The organism is Rhizobium sp. PL01 (genome assembly GCF_033447125.1).
Taxonomy (GTDB): Bacteria; Pseudomonadota; Alphaproteobacteria; order Rhizobiales; family Rhizobiaceae; genus Pararhizobium.
The window spans coordinates 332,150-352,869 of record NZ_JAWQUM010000005.1; the positions used below are offsets into that span (position 1 = coordinate 332,150).

Sequence of the window (20,720 nt, forward strand, 5' to 3'; positions counted from 1 at the left end):
GTGCGCTAACAGTCGTCAATCGAGCGTACAGGTGATGGAATCGGGGAACTGGCATTTTTCGCCGGGCAGGGTGTAGGCGACGCGGTCGATCTGCATTTTTGCCGGCCCCTGATAGTCGAACTTGCCCATCCAGCTGCTCAGCGTGTCGGTGCCCCAGAGGCTGAAGAAGATCTTCTGGTCATTGGTCGGAATTTTCGAGGGATCGGTGACGTCCTGCACCAGCTTGCCGTTCAAATAATAGCGCAGCCGATGCTTTTCCCAGACGAAGGCGTAGTCGTTGAAACCGGCATTGGCGCCGCCTTCGATATCGACAAGCTTCTCGTTGCCACCCTTGGCCGAAATATACTGGTTGACCTGAACCTTGCCGGAATCCTTGCCCAGCACCTCGAAGTCGATTTCGTCATGCGGCTTCTTATCGGTCGGGCCGATATAGGTGAAGAATGCGGAGTTCAATCCGGACCCATCCGCCGTTTTGATACGCGCCTCATAGGTGCCGTAGCCGAAGCGTTTGCGGGTCTGGATCTCGCCGCAGGCATAGTCGCGCTTACCGGCCTTGCGTTGCTCGAAGGTGAGTTCGAGCACGCCATTTTCGACAGAGACCTGATCTTTCGACCAGGTGCAGTTCTGATGCGCACCATTGTCCCAGCCGTCCGAAACGTACCAGATCTTGTTGTTGATCGTGTCGAAATTCTCGACGAAAGAGGTGCCGGATTTGGCGCCTTGGGCAAAGGCTGCAGTCGGAATGGCGGCGGTAACCGCCGAAAGGACGAGAAGCTTTTTTATGATCGATTGAGTCATCGTGTCGCTTTTTCCTTTGGGGAATGGGTGTCGGGCCAGCCCTTCTGGTTTGTCCCGGTGTCCGGCTTACGCATTGTCGCGGACGGAGACCGGTCCGCGCGGCTGCCGGTCAAAACGGCGTGCAGCTTGGGTGTCAGGCGTTTCGCTACCTTGTGGGCGGCGACCAAAATGAGAAGGGCTAGAATGGGCGCCGAGAAGTAAAAGAGCGGGTAGAGGCTGGGCTGGGCTGCGCGGTTCCAGACCATCCAGAACGCGATCAGCAAAGGGTAATGGGCACAGAATATCCAGAAGCTCAGGCCTTGCGACCGGGAAAGCCGTTCTCCGAGCCGGGAGCGGATAAGGATGACTGAGATCGCCCAGGAGCCGACAATGCCGCCGATTGCCGTCAGGCTGCGCAGCATGTCGATCCAGACCGGATAGTCAGGTCCGGTCCAATAGAGCGCGGTCGCCAGCATGACGGTCGCCATCAGAAACAGCGTGGATATCATTGCCGCGTGCCGGTCCAGCGCCCGGATATCGATCTGGTGAAGGCTGGCATAGATGCCGCAGCTGAAGCCGAACAGGATCGATTTCTTCAGGAAGATACCGTTGGGGACCGGCAGTACGGCATAGGCGAAGAAGAGTGCCAGGATTGTTAGGGGATAGCGCTTGATCAGGATGCCAAGGACCGGCGCAAGCACGATGCACAAGAGCAGGTCGCGCAGGAAGTAGAGCGGCACGTTGATCGGCAAGCCTTCTATCGCAAAGGCAAGTGTCGCCATTTCGCGTGGGCTCGCGTTGATCGCGTCGGGGAGATAGCCAAAGCCGATGCCGCTTTTCTGGGCCAAAAGAACGAGCGCCAGAAAAGAGAGGTTCCAGATCAGGAACGGCAGCAGCACCGTGCGCGCCTTGGAGCGGATGGTCGTGCCGTAGTCGAACGCATCGAGCCCCCGGCGGAACATCAGGTAGCCGGAAATAGCACTCAGGCACGGAACGCCAACCCTGAAAAGGCTGTCGCCGAGAAACACTCGCACCCAGTCGATGAAGCCATTGGCCCCAAGAAACGGGCTGGTCTGTGGATCAAAAGGGACATGTACGAAGACAATTCCCGAGATGAGCAAGATGCGCATCAGATTGATCCGCGATGATATGTTCGCGTCGATAACCAAGACGACATCCCCTGTTTGGCCACTCCCCCCGAAGCGGCGTTTCAACCAGAGCAGACTCGTGCCTGCATCTCGAAGATAGGGCAGCACATCCCGAAAAATATGGCACTGCAACAGAAAAAACCATCAAGATGCTGCAATGCACGCGGTTTTAGAGAAGGGAAAACCGCCGGAAAAAATGCCTGGATTCTGCTTGGGAGCTCAGAAAAATGCGCGGGGATAGGATGTTGCGTAACATCAGAGTTTTATAATATACGCAGCATGACAAAGTTTGCCGACCGCAAAAATTAGTTTTGAAAATGCGCTATTCCACACGTCAAGGTTTGTGAAATCCGCGTGATATTGGGGCGCCTGTTCCGAAATAAGGCGCCCTTGCAATCATTGCGGCATGTTCGGCAGAGCTTCGCGCCGGAGTGTTTTGGCCCCGGCCTCAAGCCCGCCTGTTTTTAACGAGCTGATAGATTTTCGCCAGCAGTGGGCGTTCCGAAAGAAGCACGAACAGGACATAGATCAGACCGCCGATCGCTGCGCCGGCAAGGATCTGCAGGATGGGGTTCGGCATCAGGGAACCGAACGTCTCGAGCAGATAACGAACGGCAAACGCCATCACCAGGGCCATTAGCATCGGGCGGCTACTGACATACAGTCCCTTGAAGAACGGCGTTCCATCCGCCCTGAACACTGCCCAGGAATAACCGATCAGCGTTACGGCGTTGACGATGCAGAGCCAGATTATTGCGTCGATCAGCTTGCCTGTGCTCGCGCCATAGGCAACGGCGGCGCAGGTCACGATCGCCCGGATGATGGCCGACCAGAACAGCGCCCGGCCATGTCCCACGCCCTTGAGATAGGGAATGAAGGTACTGCAGGGCGTGAGGATGCCTTTTGACAACGCCAGCAATCCGAGAACCGGCCAGGCATAGGCCCATTGCGGGCCGAACAGCACGCGCATCGCCGGTTCCGCCAACGCCCAGAGACCGAACATCATCGGCGCCAGAAGCACCGTGGTTACCTGCGTCGAGAACATCAGCGCCTGCGACCGGCGCTCCTTGTCATCCATCATGCCGCTGAACGCGGGGAAGAGGACACCCATAACGGCGGAAAGCACCACCTGGTTGGGAATGCTGGCAAACCGGTTGGCGGCTGAATAGGCGCCAGCATCGGCAAGGCCGAGATAGCGCGAGATGATCACCATCGGCGACTGGAAGGTGATGAAGTTGGCGACTTCCGAGCCCATCATGCCCAGGCTGAAGCGGCTGAGCCCAAGAACCCGTTTGGGATGAAAGACGAAGCGCGGCATATAGTGAGACACGGCATAGAGGCCGCAGAGCCGCACCAGCGCCGAGACGAAGAGCTGCGCCATCAAGGCCCAGACGCCCCATCCGAAAAGAGCGAGCACAACGGCAACGATGGCACCGAGCGATTCGGAAATCATGCTCCAGACGGCGTCCTTGCTGAAATTCATCCGCCTTGCGAGCAGCGAATAGGCGACGTCTCCTCCGAGCTGGAGGGGAATGAGAAAGCTCATGAGTTTCAACAGATAGGCGGCCTCTGGGGCGCCGAGAAGGGTGGCAAAGAAGTCTGCCCAGATAAAAAGACCGAGCGCCATCAGACAGGAAATCGCCAGGTTTGCCCAGAAGACGGAATGGACGGTTTCCATCTCCTCCTCGCGTTGGATCACCAGCGCCGAGGTCAATCCAGCCCCGCCGATCATGGCCAGAAACTGCACCACGGTGAGCGCTACGGCGACCGCGCCGAACTCTTCCGGGGTCAGGATACGGGCCAAAATCGGCACCGTGACAAACTTAAGCCCGAATGTACTTGTCTTGGATAAGATGCTCCAACCGACATTGCTTGTGACGGATTTGACGTTAACTGTAGGAGGCATGACGTAAATCCTGTGTGGCGATGGGGAGGATCAAGGACACGGGAGACGCGTTACAGACGCAGCCGCGACCTGATGGGAGGAACCAGGAAGCATCTTCTAGGAAAACCGCAGGGGCAAAAAGATGGCGAAGTTTACAGTTGTTATTCCGTACTACCAGAAACAGGCCGGAATTCTGCAGCGGGCGTTGGGCTCCGTGTTCGCGCAGACCTACCAGAATTTCGATGTCGTCATCGTTGATGACCAGTCGCCTTTCCCGATCGAAACAGATCTTGAAAGCTTGAGCGCCGAACAGCAGGCGCGCATCCGTGTTATCAAACAACCGAATGCCGGCCCGGGCGGTGCGCGAAACACGGGGCTCGACAATGTCCCGTCGCAAACCGATTTTGTCGCCTTTCTCGATTCCGACGATCTGTGGACACCGGATCATCTGCAGAACGCACAGGATACGATGACCCGCTTCGGGGCCGATTGCTATTGGGCATCCATTACCGGTGGCGATGCCTTCTACTATCATTTCGACATGGCCGAACTGGAAAAGACCGAAAAGGTCACACGGCTTTCCGAAACACCGCTGGTACTGGAGGTCCCCGAGTTTTCGCAGGTCATGCTGCGCAACTGGAGCTTTTTGCACCTGTCCTGCATGGTGATCGGACGAAAGCTGTTCGAGACCGTGCGCTTCGAAGCCGAGTTGCGTCTGGCGGCAGAGGACGTGCTGTTCTTCTGCGACTGCGCCATCGCAGCCGATCGCATCATCCTGTGCAACGAGCCGGGTGCCGTGCGCGGCGAGGGGATCAATATCTTCCACAGCATCGATAGTGATTCTCCGCAGTTCCTGTCGCAGCAGTTCAACACCTGGGTTGCGCTCGACACTTTGGAAGGCCGCTTTTCCCGCAAGCCGGCGGAAATCGCGTCCATCCATTCCTACAAGCATACCGCGCGCCGGCAGGCCCTCTGGAGCCAGGCGCGGCTGATCAAACGGCGGAAGATGCCGCAGTTCAATCTGCTGGCCCGCTGGGTCTGGCGTGATCCGAAGCTGCTGCAAAGCGCGCTTCAGCTTGCCGTCGGCAAGTTATCACGCTAGCCTTCGCAGGTGCAGCATTTTTTGCTGCGCCCATTGACGCGCGTGATTGCCACGGCATTTCACGCGCTCGCAATTCCTTGCGTTACGCATGAAGGAGACAGTCATGGACCCTTATTACTGGGAATCCGCTCACGGAAACTTCGGCGACGATCTCAACCTGTGGCTCTGGGATTTTCTGATCCCGGGATTTCGCGATGTTCGTCCGGAAACTCTGCTCGTCGGGGTCGGCACGGTGCTGAACCGTGCTCTCTTGCCGGAAGGGCGGCACAAGCTGGTGCTCGGCAGCGGCTTTGGCTACGGCTCCTTGCCCGATATGAGCAACAGTGCGGAATGGGACATCCGTTGCGTTCGCGGACCGTTGACCGCGCAGAAAGTCGGCGTCGATCCCAAGCTGGGCATTATCGATCCGGCCGTCATGGTCGCCGAAATGCCCGAGTTCAAAGATCTGCCGAAGAAGTACAAGAAGAGCTTCGTGCCCCATTGGGAATCGGCGATTGCCGGCATGTGGCCGACGATCTGCCAGACGGTCGGCCTGCATTACATCGATCCGCGCGGCGAGGCGAAGGATGTCATCCGCGAGATAGCCCAGTCGGAACTGATCGTGGCGGAATCGATGCATGGTGCCATTCTCGCCGACGCTTTTCGCGTGCCGTGGGTGGCGGTGACGACCTCCAACAGCATCAACAGCTTCAAGTGGAACGATTGGGCCCACACCGTCGGCGTCGTCTATCGCCCGCGTCACATTCCGGTTTCCAGCCGCGCGGAAGCCATCATCAAGGGGGCGAAATTCTGGGGCGTCGATTTCGACGCGCATCAGCCGGCACTCGATGATCCGAACAAGCGTCAGATCGACGAAAGCGTCATGCTCGCCGCCCGAGATCCCAAGCAGACATCGTTGCGGGTTGCGGCCAAACAGTTGCTGGCGGCCCCCTCGACGCTGTCTCTCTGGCAGGCAACGCGCGCCACGCCGCAACTTAGCGCCGATCACGCCCTCGCGGAGCGCAAGGAACGCTTTCTCGACGTCATCGCGGCGGTGCGCCGCGACTACTTCTAGGCCACCCCAACACTTCAGTCCGCCATCAAGCCTGCCCTTATGGCGCAGGTGATGGCGGCTGCAGGAGATAGCGCAAGCCTCCGGATCCGCCCAGTGCGACCGGTGCCGCATCGGATTGCCGGCGGAAACGATCCGTCTTGTCGGCGAGGATCCCGCAGGCGATCGCCGGAATGGATGCCGGATGACCAAGCGCATGAGACAGCGCGGCTTTCGCGCCGGACTGCCGCTTGATGTCGAGGAATTCCCGAAGCTCGTATCGCCCGCGAATGTGATGTTCGTGCTGGGTAATCAGTGCTCGTGCCTGCGGTGATAGGTCGGTCTGGGTGAGAATTGCCCTGTCGGCCTCATAGAGCCGCTTCAGGTCGATGGTGCGGTGACTGCTGCTGAGGGAATCGCCGCGGACGACAGCGCCGTAGCCACAGCTGTGGATGATCTTGTAGCGTGCGCCTTTGGTCAGGGCGCGGGCGTAGAGGTCATAGTCCTCGCCCAGCCGCAGGCTTTCCTGATAACGGAGCTGATGGGCATCCAGAAAATCACGCCGCATCAGCGGTTTTAGAAACCCGATCTCACCACGCCGGACGCCGCGTTTGGAGATATTGCCTTCGATGAATTCGCCGAGGGTGAGACTTCGCGGGGCCGCCGGGAAGCTCTCTAGCGCAAGATGCGCATCCTCCGCCTTCTCCTCATCGACAAAGGCAATGTTGTCGGCAATAAAATCCCAGTCCGTTTGCGACAACAGGTTTTTCAGCCGGCCGGGAAAGAAGAAGTCATCGGCATCGAGGATCGCCAGAACCGGTGCTTTCGAGATTGAAATGGCATGGTTACGGGCCGCAGCCGGCCCCCTGTTGAGCTCGAACCGGGCGATCGTCAGCCGTCCGCTGCCATCATCCGCTCTTTGGGACAAGTCGCCGGTGCTGTCGTTCGATCCGTCATCGACGACGACAACCTCGGCGGTTTCAGGCTCTCTGAGTGCCGAGATGATGGCTCGCCCAATCGTTTCGGCCGCGTTCTTCGCGGCGATGATGACGCAGACATCTGCATTCGGTTTCATGATCGCATTCCTTCATCGCTGTCGCGCCGAACCTAGGTCGGCTTTGGACAGGGGGCAAGGCGCGATGTTGCATATGCGAAGAGAGCAATGGGCTTGGAGCACTCGCGAAGGGCGGCGGGGATCAATGAGAGCCCGGCTGCCTGAATGCCAGTTCAGGCGCACATTCAGGAATTGAAGTGGCCGGGGCTGTTCGGCACGCGAATAGTTTTCGGCTCTTTGTCGTCAACAGCCGCTGCAGACACTGGCGACTGACGTTGGGTCGCGTTGCGGCGGTCCCGGCCTTCCTTCGCCACCAAAAACAAAACGGCGATGAAATATCCGGCTTGCACAAGCACCGCGCAGACCAGCGTCTGCCATGCTGTCGTCCAGGCAGAGCCTGTCAGGATAAAGGTGACGATGGCAAAAACGGCCAACGCTCCGATCATGCTGACCAAAACCCGCGGTGCAAACATCAGATCGTCCTCAATATTATGTCTTGATTTGTAGACATCATTGAAAATTCCACCTTTTCCTCTTAGGTGATTATTAACATATCGAACACGCATCGCGGTTTCAATCGCGTTGAAGCATTCTGTTTCATTACATTTACGTCATTTACCGTACGAATTCTTAGCCTGCATTTAAAATCATCTATCGATTGCTCCGCAACCGTAACATTTTTGGTGGAATCCACCGTCAATTTCGTCAGCAAGCCCCGGTTTTCCAATGCAACAGAGGCGCGGACAGGATTCGGCCACATTTGGAGATGCATTGCCTTATGGGTGCAGCCAAAAGCTGTATTGGCTTGGCGATCTATCCTGTGGTGGTGGAGAAGTTCGCTTTCACGTTCAACTTTTGTTACAAAATTAGCAATCAGGAATAAACGAAGGTGCAGTGCAAAAAGAATGCTGCGGTGCAATATTTTTACCGGATAGAAAATAAAAAATGTATTTTTTGGGGCTGGAAAGAGTTTCTAAATATCAAATTTGGAGCTCTCATGTCTATTGATGGCTTAATTTCCGGTACTAACTCCCATTTCTCAACAGAATTTTCAATTTTCTGACTTTTCCATTTTGTTCGATCGGAGTTTCACGCCAGATCTATGCAGCGGGAAAGGAGGCCGTGATTTTAAACTTGGCCGCATTTGCCTTGGGTGGTCGCAATCGGGCGAAAGCTGCCTTTAAAAATCAAAATCTCCCTCTACACTCTCACATGTAATTGATCCCAGGGCTCTCTGGGAACCCGACCAATCGCCAACCCGAATGGAGCTTTCTCCCATGAAGTCTGCGACTCGATCGGCAAGCTCGCCGTATTTTACGACCATCGAATCCGGGGGACACCGGCCGATAGGGGGAATATCAAAAAGGGGTTTCGATATCTTCGCCGCGTCCATGGCGCTCATTGTCTTCAGCCCACTCTTTCTGCTGCTGATGGCGCTGGTGAAGTTTTCCGATGGCGGCAAAGTGTTTTATGGACACCGTCGCGTCGGTCTCAATGGCCGCTTCTTCCATTGCCTCAAGTTCCGGACGATGGCTCCGGATGCCGACAAGATTTTGCAGGACCATCTGCATAAAAATCCAAAGGCCTATGAGGAGTGGCAGGCGAGCCGCAAGCTTCAGGACGATCCGCGCGTTACGGTCGTTGGCAACGTCCTGCGCAAACTCAGCCTTGATGAGCTGCCGCAATTGCTCAACATCATCCGTGGCGACATGAGTGTCGTCGGACCGCGTCCCGTCGTGGAAGATGAACTTGAGCTTTATGAACACTCTGCCGTCTTCTATCTGAAGTCACGCCCCGGTCTGACCGGACTTTGGCAGGTGAGTGGCCGCAATGACGTCTCTTATGCCGCGCGTATCGCCTTCGATACGCATTATGTGACCAATTGGTCGTTCATCAACGATGTGGTTATCGTTGCCAAGACTATTCCTGCTGTCTGCCTGTCCCGGGGCAGTTACTGATCACACAGTCATCAGCGTGAATACGCCGCTTCCGTCATAACGCCGGAATCGGCTTTGTTGTTAAGTGAGGAAATTTCATGAACAGAAGTCTTTACAAAGGACTTCCAGCCCTTGGCCGCAAAGTCCGGGGTGCTGCGCGCTTTTCCGCGCTCGCCATCGCCATCAGCGTCTCAGGCATCCAAAGTACTTTTGCCGGCGATTATGCGCTCGGCGCCATGGACAAGCTGAGAATACGCGTTGCTGAATGGCAGACGGCGGAAGGAACCGTCCGGGACTGGTCAGCCATCAGTGGCGACTACACGGTCGGTGCGTCCGGTGATATTTCCCTGCCTTTCCTCGGGATCATGCCCGCGTCCGGCAAGACCACGTCGGAGATTGCCGACCAAGTCGGGCTGGAATTGCAAAAGCTGTTCGGCTTGCCCGATCGCCCGTCCGCGTCCGTCGAGCTCGCTCAGTACAGGCCGATCTATCTGGCAGGTGAGGTTCAGACGCCCGGCGAATATCCGTTCGCGCCTGACATGACGGTTCTCAAGGCCGTTAGCCTCGGTGGCGGTCTGCGCCGCGCTGAAAACGGTCAGCGCTTCGCGCGGGATTTCATCACGGCACAGGGCGAATCGTCCGTGCGGATCGCCGAACGGAACCGGCTTCTCGTTCGCCGTGCACGCGTGCAGGCCGAGATCGCCGAGAAGAACGACATTGCTATGCCTGCCGAGCTGAAGGATGTTGCCGATGCTCCAGGTCTTCTTGAAAGCGAAAAGGCGCTGATGGTGTCGCGCGACAAGCGTCTCAAGCTCCAGCTCACCGCATTGGCCGAACTGAAATCGCTGCTGCAGAGTGAAATCGACTCGCTTGGCAAGAAATCGGTCACGCAGACCCGGCAGTTGGACCTTGTTGTCGAAGACAAGGGGCGCGTCGATGTTCTGGCGGAGAAGGGGCTGGCGCTCAGTGCCCGCAAACTTGCCGTCGAGCAGCGGATCGCCGATCTTCAGGCTGCACTGCTGGATATCGATACCGCTTCGCTGAAGGCCAAACAGGCTGTCAGCCAGGCCAGCCAGGATGAGACCAACCTGCGCAACGATTGGGACGCACAGCTTGCTCAGGAACTGCAGAATACTGAAGCCGAGCTGGATACGCTGTCGCTGAAGCTGATCACCAGCCGCGACCTGATGACGGAAGCGCTGGTCCAATCCGCTGATGCCTCGCTAACCCCGAAGCCAGGCAGAACCCTCGACATCAACTATTCCATCATCCGCCAGAAGGACGGCAAATCCACCAAGATTGCGGCGGACGAAGGAACACCCGTACAGCCCGGCGATGTCGTGAAGGTCGAGCCTACGCTCAACACACAATGAGATATTGCGGATGAAGATCGCCAAGGCCAGTCTGGTAACGCCGGGCGAAAACCGCGTCTATGGGGTTTTCGCCCTCATGGTCTCGTATTTCGTCTTCGCCTATTCCGGACGTTTCGGCCAGGTCTCGATCCTGCTTTATTATGCCGTCTGGCTGCCACTGGTCCTGGTTGATTACCGCCGGGTGCTCGGAAACTACGGCAAATATATCTGGATCTTCGCCTTTGCGGTTTTTGCCTGCCTCTCGATATTCTGGTCGGCAGCGCCCGGCACCACCGCGAGAGCGGGAATCCAGTATCTCTCCCATGTCATCTGCGCTCTGATTGCCATGCGGATGCTGGACATCAGGACGTTGACTTTGGGCTCGGTTGCCGGTGCCGGTCTGGTGCTGGTCTATTCGCTGCTGTTCGGCGTCTATCATTTCGACCCGCTGGACGGTACCGTCAGCTTTGTCGGTGCCTTTGCCTCGAAGAACCAGCTCGGGTTTTATGCGTCGCTGGCCGTGTTCTTCAGTTTCGCAGCCGTAGTCATCCTCGGCCAGCGCGGTCTCTGGCTGGTTGCGTGCGGCGTTGTCGGCCTTCTTGCTGCCTATTGCCTGCATGCGTCCCAGTCGGCGACGTCGGTTCTGACCACGGCCGCTGTGCTTGGCCTCGTCATCGGTATGCGGGGCTTTTCGCTGCTGCCGCCGAAAAGCCGCAAGCTGCTGTTCATCGCCGCCGCAGTCTTCGGCGTCATCACGGTGATCGGGGCCGTCTATGGCGGTGCGATCGACAGCGTTCTCGGCGTCTTCGGCAAGGATTCGACCCTCACGGGACGGACCTATCTCTGGCAGCAGGGTATCAAGGCTGCCATGGAATCGCCGGTGATCGGCGTCGGCTATCAGGCCTATTGGGTGCAGGGTTTTTCAGAACCGGAACGGCTGTGGGAGGAGTTCTTCATTGGCTCACGCAGCGGTTTTCATTTCCACAATACGTTCATCGAGACGATGGTGGAAACGGGTGCAATCGGCCTCGTTCTCCTGACCGGCCTTTTGCTGGCCGGCCTGTTCGGTCACCTGAAAAGGGTGCTGAGTGAGAATGAGAGTTCCGAGCCGCTGGTGCTGTTTGGCGTTTCCGCGCTGCTGTTCGTTCGCGCCTTTGCCGAAATCGACGTGATCTTTCCCTATCAGATTGGGTCGTTTCTTCTCTATGTCGCCGCCGGCAAATTGACCATGCCGATCCCGCAACGGGCATCACCCCACGCTTTCTATCCAGGCGATGATGGCCTGCAGGCGATGATCAAACCGCCGGGCAGCAGGCCGGTCTATCCGAACAGATAAGCCGCGTTGTCTTCAAAAGGCAAAAACATCGATTGGTTCACTCAGGCCCCGCAACAGGTGGGAGCCGACATTTTCCAGCTTTGCTTCGCACCCGCCGATTTCAACAAATGCCCGCGAAAGCAGTACCGGCCGCTTGAGCTCCTTGGTCAGGCTTTCAAGCCGTGAGGCGACGTTGACGGTCGGGCCGATGACAGTGAAATCGAGGCGGCTGCGCGAGCCGATATTGCCGTACATCACGTCACCGACGTGAACGCCGATGCCATAGCCGAGAGGTTTGTGGCCTTTTTTGAGATTTTCCTCATTCAACGCTGCCATCGCAGTCTGCGCTTCGCGGATCGCCGCGAGAAGATCTCCACAGGCGCTGGTATTATTGAGCGGAAAGATTGCCAACAGGCCGTCGCCCATGAATTTGAGGATTTCGCCGCCATGCCGCTCGATCGGCTCAGCCATCGCATCGAAATAGCCGTTCAGCAGTTCGATAACGTCGTCGCGTGGCCACATGTCGGAAATGCCGGTAAAGTCTCTGAGATCGCAGATCAGGATCGCGGCGCTGACCGTAACCCCGGCGCCGCGCGTCGTGGCGCCAGCGAGGATCTGTTCGCTGGCATGCGGGCCGACATAGGTTTCGAGCAGCGTCCGGGCGAGGCGGTTCTTCAAGCGGATTTCGCTGACCAGCGCAAAAGCCGGTAGAAGTTCGGCAAGAGCTGCGACATCGTCATCGCTGAAGCCGCCCGGCCTATCACTGCCGAAGGTGATGATATGCTGTTTGCCCAATGTGTGTTTCAGCGGCCAGGCGATGTAATCTGTATGTCCTTCGGCGCGCAGTTCGTCATAGAGCGGATAGGGCGGGGCGCTGGCTGCGTGTGCGGGTTCAAGGCGCTGCCGGACCTCTTTTGCGCCGCTGTGAAGGTCGTTGACCGGGCTGTTGCGATAGCGATCGCTATCTTCGACGCCGAAACCGAAGGTCTGGATATCGGCCTCCGTCATCCCCCTCTGCCACAGGATTCGCGCACCCAGCCATTGCGGGTGAAGGATACGGAAGTGGAGCGTGCCACGGGAGACCGGTATGCCCGCCTGATTGAGCTTCTCGCACATCTCGATGAAGATGTTATCGACGAAACGCTCGTCGCGGGTCTCGGTCATCAACCAGTCGATAATGCCGCTGCTGTCACTCGGTGGCGCGTGAGCGCTTTCGCGGTGCAGGGTGGAAGTTGCGCTGGATGGAACTTGCATGAATACACCCCGTCATGATCTTCGGCGTTCTAAGCCGTACATTTAGGAACAGCGTGGCGGGAATACCAGTGCGGGAATTTGCCTCTTGCGCGCCAGATAGAGGGCGGCATTGCCCTTGGCCGACATGCCGGTAGCGACCGTCTGGCTGTTTCGCAATAAACTTGTCGCCAGATACAATCATGGCGCCGGCTGGTTAGGGCGGCGCCATGAGTATTCAGGTCAAAAGAGCTGCTTGGCTTATGCGGCAGCCGAAACGCTGCCTGCAGTCGGGACTTCGGCAATCGTCTTCAGGATCTGCGAAGCGATCTGGTAAGGGCAGCCCTGCGAATTCGGGCGGCGATCTTCCAGGTAACCCTTGTATCCATTGTTGGCGAACGAGTGCGGAACGCGGATCGAGGCGCCACGGTCAGCAATGCCGTAGGAGAACTTGTTCCACGGTGCCGTTTCGTGCTTGCCGGTCAGGCGCTTGTCGTTGTCCGGGCCGTAGACGGCGATGTGGTCCATCAGGTTCTTTTCGAATGCTGCCATCAGCGCTTCGAAATAGTCCTTGCCGCCGACTTCGCGCATGTACTTGGTCGAGAAGTTGGCATGCATGCCCGAGCCGTTCCAGTCGGTATCGCCGAGCGGCTTGCAATGGAATTCGATGTCGATGCCATATTTTTCCGTCAGGCGCTGCAGCAGATAGCGAGCCATCCAGATTTCGTCGGCGGCGCGCTTGGAGCCCTTGCCGAAGATCTGGAATTCCCACTGGCCCTTGGCCACTTCGGCATTGATGCCTTCATGGTTGATGCCGGCTGCAAGGCACAGGTCGAGATGTTCTTCAACGATCGTGCGGGCGATATCGCCAACGCTCGAATAGCCGACGCCGGTGTAATACGGGCCCTGCGGAGCCGGGTAGCCGGTTTCCGGGAAGCCGAGCGGGCGGCCGTTCTTGTAGAAGAAATATTCCTGCTCGAAGCCGAACCATGTGCCTTCGTCGTCCAGGATGGTCGCGCGGCTGTTGGACGAATGCGGCGTGACGCCATCCGGCATCATGACTTCGCACATGACGAGCGCGCCGTTGGTGCGGGCCGGATCCGGATAGATGGCAACAGGCTTCAGCACGCAATCCGACGAGCGGCCTTCAGCCTGCATCGTGGACGAACCGTCGAAACCCCAAAGCGGCAGCTGCTCGAGCGCCGGGAACGAATCGAATTCCTTGACCTGTGTCTTGCCGCGAAGGTTCGGGACCGGGGTATATCCATCGAGCCAGATATACTCGAGCTTAAATTTCGTCATGTCTAACCTCTCATGGGTTGATGATGCACAGCACCCGGATCGTTTCAGTCATGCTGCGCCGCCAACGGCTGACTACCTATATGCATGGCGCGTGCCAGTTCGCGTGGGGCTGATCTTCGGGAGGTGATTTCGTCATCGGATTGGGCAAAAGGCCGGGATTCGAGCAGACTGAGTGGTAACCCGTTCCAGAAAAAAGGAAAATACGGGCGAAATTCAGCTTTCCAGGCCGAAATCGATCTGTTCCGGTCGAGTTTCACTGCCGGTTTTGGAGAGAAATCCATGATCTGCGCAAATTTTACTCAGGAACTGCGACATTTTGACTGGCGTGCAGACGCTTAAAATTTGTCGTGAAAACCATCCGAAAATTCTTCTGCCTAAAAATTGGCCTATTTTTTAGGCGATGTGATTTTTTTTTAATCAAATCGCGCAAATCCCGCGCAAGTCTGCTATGGTGAAAAAATCGATCCGTAAGGGATCGAAAATAAGGAAGACAAAGCATGGCAATGATTTCGACTGCCGAGACCGCCAAAATCTTCGAGTTCCCCGCCGGTGGGCGGAAATTGGGCGCTCGCCGCTTTGAACAGGCAGCAACGGTTTCTAACTTGCGGCCGAAGCAGGTGCTCGTCGTTGACTACAGCAACTGGTATCACGAAGAAGCGATGCGCGAGGAACAGACACCAAAATCTTGAATCTCAGAAGGCAGACATCACTTGCCTGGAACGAGAGAATAATTGCGCCAAATAGGCGCCAGGTCTGCGCGTCGACATGGTCCGCGCATGATCACGAGCTTGGTAGCTCACGAACACAGCCGTCAACGAAATCGTGATGCGTCTAAAGCTGGGGCTTTTGCCGAATGCCTCCATGCGGCCCGTTTTATGGTTAATGAATTGCTTCGGGTTGGCAAATGTGACGCTATTTTAACGTTTGAGGCGCAAATTAAGGCAAAATCGCCCTGTCGGCTGCAACAAAACGTTCATTCGGGCCGTTGTTTGATAGGAGATTAGGAGCAATCGGCAAAATCGTTTTGCCGGGCGGGCGAAGATCGCCGCAGGCCGGAGGCCACAAGGCTTCGCGATATCCTGCGGAACACAAGGATGTTCGGCATGGCTGATCATATGATGAGGACACTTTTGAATATCATGGCCGCGCTGACGCTTGGGGCCGCCATGATCCTGTTTGTCGTCCTGTAAACGCAGCGAGCTGAGCGGCTCACGGATAGAGATAATGCGCCTCCCACTCGTCATGTGGGATGAGGTCGCCAATCTTGTAGTTGAACGACAGCACCTCGATATGGTCCGGTCCGGTGCTGCACTTGAATTTCAGCTTGTACCATTCCCCCTTGCTGCGGAAAACGGCGCCCGGCGCCTTGATATCATCCTTGCCCACAACCGGATCGGCGAAGGCGTAGGCGATGACCTTGTCGGGCTTGAACGAGGTTCCGTCGGCATTGATCTTCCACATCGCCTCGGTATCGCATCGCTGCTCCAGGCGGGTCTGCGGGTCGAGTTTTTCGAATTGCTTGACCAGTGACTGATCCATGGCTGCCGCTGGTGCCGCGATGGCAACTGTCAGCAAGAGCGGGCAAACAAGCCTGTTCATTGCGTCGTCAACTCCTTCGTCCTGTCAGAAAAGGGAAACGGCAAACGCGCGCTTCACGGGGCGATGTGTACCGCCGCTGACATTAACTTCAAGGAAACATTTGTGTTCATTCCAAGGCAGATAGCCGCAAGGCTGCCCGGACAGGCTCAGGTCTCGGACACATCGATCCATTCGGCGGACGCGAGCTGCGCCATCCGGTCGGGGTTGATCCGGACCGCTGCATGCGGCGCGCCGGCTGCCGGCACGACCTCATCGAATGCCCTGAGCGAAACGTCACAATAGACCTTATGCGGCCGGGCGAGACCGAAAGGGCAGACGCCACCAACGGGATGGCCGGTTTCTTGCTCGACTTCGTCGAAGCCGAGCATTCGGGCTTTGGTGGCAAAGCGGGCCTTGTATTTCTTGTTGTCGAGGCGGGCATCGCCGCGCGTGACGATCAGGATGACTTCGTCAGCAACGCGCAGCGCCAGCGTCTTGGCGATCTGTGCCGGTTCGACGCCATGCCCTTCGGCGGCAAGCGCCACCGTTGCGGTACTCTGGTCCAGCTCGATAACCGCGATGTCAGGGGCGTTTTCGGCGAAGAAGGTTTTGACGGAGGAAAGGCTCATGGTGCTGCGACGGTCCGTTCGGATCGATGCCGCCAAGCAGCTCACCCGGGTATGAGAAGAAAAGAGGCGTTTGCCGCATTGGCCTAGCCGCCTCTTTAGACGATGTGCCGATCTTTTCAGTCGTCGTTCGACGCGTCAAGATTTTCCGGGCGTGTGCCTTCCTGATCATGCGGCAGGTAGCCATGGTTGGTAAACCAGTTGGTCAGAATGGCTACGATTGCCTCATTGCGCGTGTGCATTCCGGGATGATCGGAAATGAAAGACTGAAGCGCTTGTTCGATCCGTGGATCGTAGATGTCAGACATGATGTCTCCAGAAAGCAGATTTTAAATGTGCCGGTCTGCACGGCTGCAAACCGGCGCCATGTCGAAAGTCATCAAGCGCGCTTGATAACGCGGATCAGCACGAGAAGGATAACGGCGCCGATCGTCGAATGGATAATGGCGGCGAGAATGCCGCTGCCGATGCTGACGCCAAGATAGGGAAACAGGACGCCGGCAATGAAGGCGCCAATAATGCCGATGACCATATTACCGATCAGGCCGAAGCCGAAACCCGAAACGATCAGGCCTGCAAGCCAGCCGGCAATGGCGCCGACGATAAGAAAGACAACAATGCTCTCGATACCCATGGATGGTTCCTTTCCGTTGTATCCGCAAGAAGCAAGATAGAGCGAAAAGTGTTTTGCGTTAGAGGGTAAATGCATGCTTTGCGGATTTTTTGCCGTGAAAAGGCCGGCGCGTGCACATCAGGCGCCTTTTCAGCGTTAAAAGCATGAAACGCATGCCCTGAAACAGAAAAAGGCCCGGGGACCGGGCCTTTCTGAGCAATCGATGGTCCTTAGACGATGCCACCACCACCGCTTTTCGATGCCGGTCGTTCGCCGGAAACCTTGGCGCGGTAACCGCTGGCGCGATACGCGGCAACTGGCGCAATGGCGCCGCCAGCCTCGTAGCGCGACATGGCGAGAATGGGCTCGACATGGGTGCGGAATGCGGCCTTCAGCGTTTCCGTCGCCATCAGCGCATCATTGCTATCCTGATAAACTTCAAGCGCCTTGCGGTCGACCAGCAGAGCCTGAGCATAGGCGCGGCTGACTTCGGTCGCCGAGTTCATCAGGCTCTCGATCGGGTCGGTGACATTGTGGCTCTGGTCGAGCATGTGCATCGGCGCAAATCCATCGGCCTTCCGGGTTTCCGCGTCGACCAGTTCGTTGAAGACGAGGAACAGGCGGTACGGGTCGATAGAGCCGGTATCCAGGTCGTCATCGCCATATTTGGAATCGTTGAAATGGAAGCCGCCGAGTTTCTTGAACTGGATCAGCCGGGCAACGATCATCTCGATATTGACGTTCGGCGCGTGATGGCCGAGATCGACGAGGCAATGGGCCTTGGGGCCGAGTTCCTGGGCGATGAGATAGTTGGTGCCCCAGTCCTGCACCACCGTCGAATAGAAGGCCGGTTCGAACATCTTGTGTTCGGAGAAAATCTTCCAGTCGTCCGGCAGCCCCTTGTAGATCGCCTTCATCGCCTCAAGGTAACGCTCGAAGCTCTTGGTGAAATTGCTCTGGCCGGGGAAATTGGAACCATCGCCGATCCAGACGGTCAGCGCCTTGGAGCCGAGTGCCTTGCCGATGGCGATGCATTCCAGATTGTGGTCGACAGCCTGCTGACGGGTCGCCGCATCGGCGTGGCTGAGCGAACCGAACTTGTAGGAATGAGCCTGATCGGCCGCGTCGGAAAAGGTGTTGGAGTTCATCGCGTCAAAGCCGAGGCCGAGCGCGTTGCCCTTTTCCTTCAGTTCCGCCAGATCATCGACCTTGTCCCAGGGAATATGCAAGGAGACTGTCGGCGTTGCTTTCGTCAACTGCTGGATGACCGAGCAATCTTCTATCTTGTCGAAGATATTGCGCGGTTCGCCAGTGCCGGGGAAGCGGGCAAAGCGGGTGCCACCGGTGCCGACGCCCCAGGATGGAACTGCAACTCCGTAAGCGTTGACTTTCGCTTTGATGGTATTGATATCGATGCTCCGGCGCGCCAGTTGCGTGCCGAGATGGTCGTAGTCCGCTTTCAAATCGGCAATGCGCGCGGCATTGTCGGCGTCGATGACGTCTTGTGTGATCATCTGTGTCATGTCGCTCTCCGGCTCAGCGCGTGAACGACTGGGCATTGCCCGCGTCGACATTGATGATATTGCCGGTGGACTTCGCCGACATGTCGGAGGCGAGGAAGTAGATCGCCTCGGCAATGTCTTCCGGGAAGACGCTGAGCTTCAGCATCGAGCGCTCGCGGTACATCGCTTCCAGCCCTTCCATGTCCGTCTTGTAGACGGCGGCGCGCTGCTCTTTCCATTCACCGGTCCAGATCTTTGACCCGCGCAGAACGGCATCCGGGTTGACGACGTTGACGCGGATCTGGGCGGCTGCGCCTTCCAGAGCCAGGCATCGGGCAAGGTGGATTTCCGCAGCCTTGGCCGTGCAATAGGCCGATGCTCCGGGGGAGGCGGCAAGGCCATTCTTGGAGGCAACGAAGACGACATTGCCGCCGGCCTTCTGGTTGCGGAAGATTCGGAAGGCTTCGCGCGACACCAGGAAATATCCGGTCGCCAGAATATCCATGTTCTTGTTCCACAGCGCCAGCGTCGTATCTTCGATCGGGGCGGAGGAGGCAAGACCAGCATTGGACACGAGTATATCGAGACCTCCGAATTCCAGCAGCGTATCGGCAAAACTCTTCTCGACTGCCGCCTCGTCGGTGACGTTCATAGAGACGGCGCGGACGAAATCCTTGCCGTAGCGGCCGCCAAGTTCGCTCAATGCGGAGGCGAGTGCCGTCTCGTCGATATCGGCGAGCACGACGCAGGCGCCTTCCTGCATCAGGCGGTGGGCCGTTGCCTTGCCGATGCCGCCGGCGCCGCCGGTGACCAGCGCGATTTTGCCTGCCAGCATTTTCGGCTTCGGCATGCGCTGCAGCTTGGCTTCCTCAAGCAGCCAGTATTCGATGTCGAAAGCCTCCTGTTCCGGCAGGCCGACATAGGTCGAGACGCCGGACGCGCCGCGCATGACGTTGATGGCGTTGACGTAGAACTCGCCGGAAATGCGTGCCGTTGCCTTGTCCTTGGCAAAGGTGATCATGCCGACGCCGGGGATGAGATAGACGACAGCATTCGGGTCGCGCATCGCCGGGCTGTTGTCGCGCTTGCAGCGCTCGTAATAGGCGGCGTAACCGGCGCGATATTCGGCGATGGCGGCGTCAAGGCCAGCCAGCGTCTTGTCGATATCCGGATGGGCCGGATCGAAATCGATCACCAGCGGGCAAATCTTGGTGCGCAGGAAATGATCCGGGCAGGATGTGCCGAGCGCGGCGAGTGGCTTCAGGTCCTTTGAGGTAACGAAATCGAGCACGGCTTGGCTGTCGTCAAAATGGCCAAGCTTGCGCTCATCGGCGCTGATCATGCCGCGAATGACCGGCATCAGTTTCTGCGCAACGGCACGGCGGTCCGCCGCCGGGAGAACGGGCTTCACTGCGCCGCCGAAGGCCGGAGCTGTGTTCTCGGTCTCAAACCAGGCGATCGCCTTGTTGATAATCTCGACGGTGGTCTCGTAGGCTTCCTTGGCCGTATCGCCCCAGGTGAAGAGGCCGTGGCTTTCAAGGATCAGACCGCGCGCGTTGGGGTTTTCAGCGCAGAATTTCGAAAGCCAGAGGCCGAGTTCGAAGCCGGGGCGCTTCCAGGGCAGCCAGCCGATATCGTCGCCAAAGATCTTCTGGGTCAGTTCGCGGCTGTTTTTCGATGCGGCAATGGCGATGATTGCGTCCGGGTGCATATGGTCGACATGCTTTTTCGGCACATAGGCATGCAGCGGGGTATCGATGGAGGCGGCGCGCGGATTGAGATTGAAGGTGCAATGCGGCAGGTAGCCAACCATCTCGTCTTCATGCTCGAGGCCACGGTAAAGACCCTTCAGCGCTTCCAGCTTCTCCATGTAAAGCGTCGAAAAGCCGTCCATCTTGATCGTGCCGACGTCACCGCCGGAACCCTTGACCCAGAGAACCTCGACCGTGCCGCCGCCGAGCGGGTCCTTTTCCATCACCTTGGCCGACGTGTTGCCGCCGCCGTAATTGGTGATGCGTTTGTCGGAACCGAGGAGGTTGGAGCGGTACAAGAGCCGCTCCGATTCACTCATGGCGGCTGCCTTGGCGTCGTCCCAGAGATTGGCAAGGCGCGAGCCTTGTTGCTTGTCGAGCATCTGCATTTCCTCCCGGTCAATTCTGCGCCGGCCCGGTAGATTTTGCGGGTCAAAGAGCGCATTCGTTGCGATCAGATCACACAAAGATCGGCCGTATGTCAATCAGAAACGATCAAAATCAGTCATATTGCACTG

19 protein-coding genes are annotated in these 20,720 nt (G+C 57.6%); 6 read left to right on the top strand and 13 right to left on the bottom strand.

Going from position 1 to position 20,720, the window contains the following annotated elements:
• Nucleotides 1-15 precede the first annotated feature (15 nt).
• From R6X40_RS14790 to R6X40_RS14800, 3 genes are all read right to left on the bottom strand, one after another.
• Nucleotides 16-798: a glycoside hydrolase family 16 protein gene (locus R6X40_RS14790; RefSeq protein ID WP_318414548.1), complete on the bottom strand. Its 783-nt coding sequence runs from the start codon at nt 796-798 to the stop codon at nt 16-18.
• The gene (locus R6X40_RS14795) at nt 795-1,907 is read right to left on the bottom strand and encodes an acyltransferase (RefSeq protein WP_318414549.1); all 1,113 of its coding nucleotides are present in this window, start codon (nt 1,905-1,907) and stop codon (nt 795-797) included. Before R6X40_RS14795 ends, R6X40_RS14790 begins: the two co-directional genes overlap by 4 nt.
• Nucleotides 1,908-2,373: 466 nt before the next feature.
• Nucleotides 2,374-3,831, bottom strand: coding sequence for a lipopolysaccharide biosynthesis protein (locus R6X40_RS14800; protein ID WP_318414550.1), 1,458 nt, complete (start codon nt 3,829-3,831; stop codon nt 2,374-2,376).
• 121 nt (nt 3,832-3,952) lie between these two features.
• Here R6X40_RS14800 and R6X40_RS14805 point away from each other — a divergent pair, with 121 nt between their 5' ends.
• Together R6X40_RS14805 and R6X40_RS14810 are read left to right on the top strand one after the other, a co-directional pair.
• Entirely contained in the window at nt 3,953-4,912 is a 960-nt protein-coding gene (locus R6X40_RS14805; protein WP_318414551.1) for a glycosyltransferase family 2 protein, read from the top strand.
• Nucleotides 4,913-5,015: 103 nt separating this feature from the next.
• The gene (locus R6X40_RS14810) at nt 5,016-5,966 is read left to right on the top strand and encodes a polysaccharide pyruvyl transferase family protein (protein ID WP_318414552.1); all 951 of its coding nucleotides are present in this window, start codon (nt 5,016-5,018) and stop codon (nt 5,964-5,966) included.
• A 37-nt stretch (nt 5,967-6,003) separates the two neighbouring features.
• On the opposite strand, the gene R6X40_RS14815 is transcribed toward R6X40_RS14810, so the two are convergent.
• Both R6X40_RS14815 and R6X40_RS14820 read right to left on the bottom strand, forming a co-directional pair.
• A complete protein-coding gene (locus R6X40_RS14815) occupies nt 6,004-7,017 on the bottom strand; it encodes a glycosyltransferase family 2 protein (protein WP_318414553.1) in 1,014 nt (337 codons plus the stop codon).
• Between the two features lie 164 nt (nt 7,018-7,181).
• A complete protein-coding gene (locus R6X40_RS14820) occupies nt 7,182-7,469 on the bottom strand; it encodes an exopolysaccharide production repressor protein (RefSeq protein ID WP_318414657.1) in 288 nt (95 codons plus the stop codon).
• Between the two features lie 804 nt (nt 7,470-8,273).
• Here R6X40_RS14820 and R6X40_RS14825 point away from each other — a divergent pair.
• The 3 genes from R6X40_RS14825 to R6X40_RS14835 all read left to right on the top strand — a co-directional run bounded on the left by R6X40_RS14825 (nt 8,274) and on the right by R6X40_RS14835 (nt 11,621).
• Nucleotides 8,274-8,954, top strand: coding sequence for a sugar transferase (locus R6X40_RS14825; RefSeq protein WP_318414554.1), 681 nt, complete (start codon nt 8,274-8,276; stop codon nt 8,952-8,954).
• A 77-nt stretch (nt 8,955-9,031) separates the two neighbouring features.
• The gene (locus R6X40_RS14830; protein ID WP_318414555.1) at nt 9,032-10,306 is read left to right on the top strand and encodes a polysaccharide biosynthesis/export family protein; all 1,275 of its coding nucleotides are present in this window, start codon (nt 9,032-9,034) and stop codon (nt 10,304-10,306) included.
• Between the two features lie 10 nt (nt 10,307-10,316).
• The gene (locus R6X40_RS14835; protein WP_318414556.1) at nt 10,317-11,621 is read left to right on the top strand and encodes an O-antigen ligase; all 1,305 of its coding nucleotides are present in this window, start codon (nt 10,317-10,319) and stop codon (nt 11,619-11,621) included.
• A 12-nt stretch (nt 11,622-11,633) separates the two neighbouring features.
• Here R6X40_RS14835 and R6X40_RS14840 read toward each other — a convergent pair whose 3' ends face one another.
• Together R6X40_RS14840 and R6X40_RS14845 are read right to left on the bottom strand one after the other, a co-directional pair.
• A complete protein-coding gene (locus tag R6X40_RS14840; protein WP_318414557.1) occupies nt 11,634-12,854 on the bottom strand; it encodes an adenylate/guanylate cyclase domain-containing protein in 1,221 nt (406 codons plus the stop codon).
• Between the two features lie 237 nt (nt 12,855-13,091).
• Nucleotides 13,092-14,132, bottom strand: coding sequence for a glutamine synthetase beta-grasp domain-containing protein (locus tag R6X40_RS14845; RefSeq protein WP_318414558.1), 1,041 nt, complete (start codon nt 14,130-14,132; stop codon nt 13,092-13,094).
• A 497-nt stretch (nt 14,133-14,629) separates the two neighbouring features.
• Here R6X40_RS14845 and R6X40_RS14850 point away from each other — a divergent pair, with 497 nt between their 5' ends.
• Entirely contained in the window at nt 14,630-14,821 is a 192-nt protein-coding gene (locus R6X40_RS14850) for a DUF2735 domain-containing protein (RefSeq protein WP_318414559.1), read from the top strand.
• 520 nt (nt 14,822-15,341) lie between these two features.
• Here the strand turns inward: R6X40_RS14850 and R6X40_RS14855 are convergent.
• The 6 genes from R6X40_RS14855 to R6X40_RS14880 form a co-directional block, all read right to left on the bottom strand.
• Nucleotides 15,342-15,731 carry a DUF930 domain-containing protein gene (locus tag R6X40_RS14855; RefSeq protein WP_318414560.1) on the bottom strand — a complete coding sequence of 130 codons (390 nt, stop codon included), beginning with the start codon at nt 15,729-15,731 and terminating at the stop codon, nt 15,342-15,344.
• Nucleotides 15,732-15,877: 146 nt separating this feature from the next.
• Nucleotides 15,878-16,339, bottom strand: coding sequence for a YbaK/EbsC family protein (locus tag R6X40_RS14860; RefSeq protein WP_318414561.1), 462 nt, complete (start codon nt 16,337-16,339; stop codon nt 15,878-15,880).
• Between the two features lie 116 nt (nt 16,340-16,455).
• The gene (locus R6X40_RS14865) at nt 16,456-16,644 is read right to left on the bottom strand and encodes a hypothetical protein (protein ID WP_318414562.1); all 189 of its coding nucleotides are present in this window, start codon (nt 16,642-16,644) and stop codon (nt 16,456-16,458) included.
• Between the two features lie 71 nt (nt 16,645-16,715).
• On the bottom strand, nt 16,716-16,970 hold the full coding sequence (locus R6X40_RS14870; RefSeq protein WP_318414563.1) for a GlsB/YeaQ/YmgE family stress response membrane protein: 255 nt from the start codon (nt 16,968-16,970) through the stop codon (nt 16,716-16,718).
• A gap of 209 nt (nt 16,971-17,179) precedes the next feature.
• Entirely contained in the window at nt 17,180-18,472 is a 1,293-nt protein-coding gene (gene rhaI, locus R6X40_RS14875) for an L-rhamnose catabolism isomerase (protein ID WP_318414564.1), read from the bottom strand.
• Nucleotides 18,473-18,485: 13 nt separating this feature from the next.
• Complete coding sequence (locus R6X40_RS14880) at nt 18,486-20,585, bottom strand: bifunctional rhamnulose-1-phosphate aldolase/short-chain dehydrogenase (RefSeq protein WP_318414565.1); 2,100 nt, start codon at nt 20,583-20,585, stop codon at nt 18,486-18,488.
• Nucleotides 20,586-20,720 lie beyond the last annotated feature (135 nt).

Bases quoted from the DNA above. Each gene is read 5' to 3' on its own strand.
- R6X40_RS14790 (WP_318414548.1), bottom strand. From the start codon at position 798: ATGACTCAATCGATCATAAAAAAGCTTCTCGTCCTTTCGGCGGTTACC.
- R6X40_RS14795 (WP_318414549.1), bottom strand. From the start codon at position 1,907: ATGCGCATCTTGCTCATCTCGGGAATTGTCTTCGTACATGTCCCTTTT.
- R6X40_RS14800 (WP_318414550.1), bottom strand. From the start codon at position 3,831: ATGCCTCCTACAGTTAACGTCAAATCCGTCACAAGCAATGTCGGTTGG.
- R6X40_RS14805 (WP_318414551.1), top strand. From the start codon at position 3,953: ATGGCGAAGTTTACAGTTGTTATTCCGTACTACCAGAAACAGGCCGGA.
- R6X40_RS14810 (WP_318414552.1), top strand. From the start codon at position 5,016: ATGGACCCTTATTACTGGGAATCCGCTCACGGAAACTTCGGCGACGAT.
- R6X40_RS14815 (WP_318414553.1), bottom strand. From the start codon at position 7,017: ATGAAACCGAATGCAGATGTCTGCGTCATCATCGCCGCGAAGAACGCG.
- R6X40_RS14820 (WP_318414657.1), bottom strand. From the start codon at position 7,469: ATGTTTGCACCGCGGGTTTTGGTCAGCATGATCGGAGCGTTGGCCGTT.
- R6X40_RS14825 (WP_318414554.1), top strand. From the start codon at position 8,274: ATGAAGTCTGCGACTCGATCGGCAAGCTCGCCGTATTTTACGACCATC.
- R6X40_RS14830 (WP_318414555.1), top strand. From the start codon at position 9,032: ATGAACAGAAGTCTTTACAAAGGACTTCCAGCCCTTGGCCGCAAAGTC.
- R6X40_RS14835 (WP_318414556.1), top strand. From the start codon at position 10,317: ATGAAGATCGCCAAGGCCAGTCTGGTAACGCCGGGCGAAAACCGCGTC.
- R6X40_RS14840 (WP_318414557.1), bottom strand. From the start codon at position 12,854: ATGCAAGTTCCATCCAGCGCAACTTCCACCCTGCACCGCGAAAGCGCT.
- R6X40_RS14845 (WP_318414558.1), bottom strand. From the start codon at position 14,132: ATGACGAAATTTAAGCTCGAGTATATCTGGCTCGATGGATATACCCCG.
- R6X40_RS14850 (WP_318414559.1), top strand. From the start codon at position 14,630: ATGGCAATGATTTCGACTGCCGAGACCGCCAAAATCTTCGAGTTCCCC.
- R6X40_RS14855 (WP_318414560.1), bottom strand. From the start codon at position 15,731: ATGAACAGGCTTGTTTGCCCGCTCTTGCTGACAGTTGCCATCGCGGCA.
- R6X40_RS14860 (WP_318414561.1), bottom strand. From the start codon at position 16,339: ATGAGCCTTTCCTCCGTCAAAACCTTCTTCGCCGAAAACGCCCCTGAC.
- R6X40_RS14865 (WP_318414562.1), bottom strand. From the start codon at position 16,644: ATGTCTGACATCTACGATCCACGGATCGAACAAGCGCTTCAGTCTTTC.
- R6X40_RS14870 (WP_318414563.1), bottom strand. From the start codon at position 16,970: ATGGGTATCGAGAGCATTGTTGTCTTTCTTATCGTCGGCGCCATTGCC.
- rhaI (WP_318414564.1), bottom strand. From the start codon at position 18,472: ATGACACAGATGATCACACAAGACGTCATCGACGCCGACAATGCCGCG.
- R6X40_RS14880 (WP_318414565.1), bottom strand. From the start codon at position 20,585: ATGCTCGACAAGCAACAAGGCTCGCGCCTTGCCAATCTCTGGGACGAC.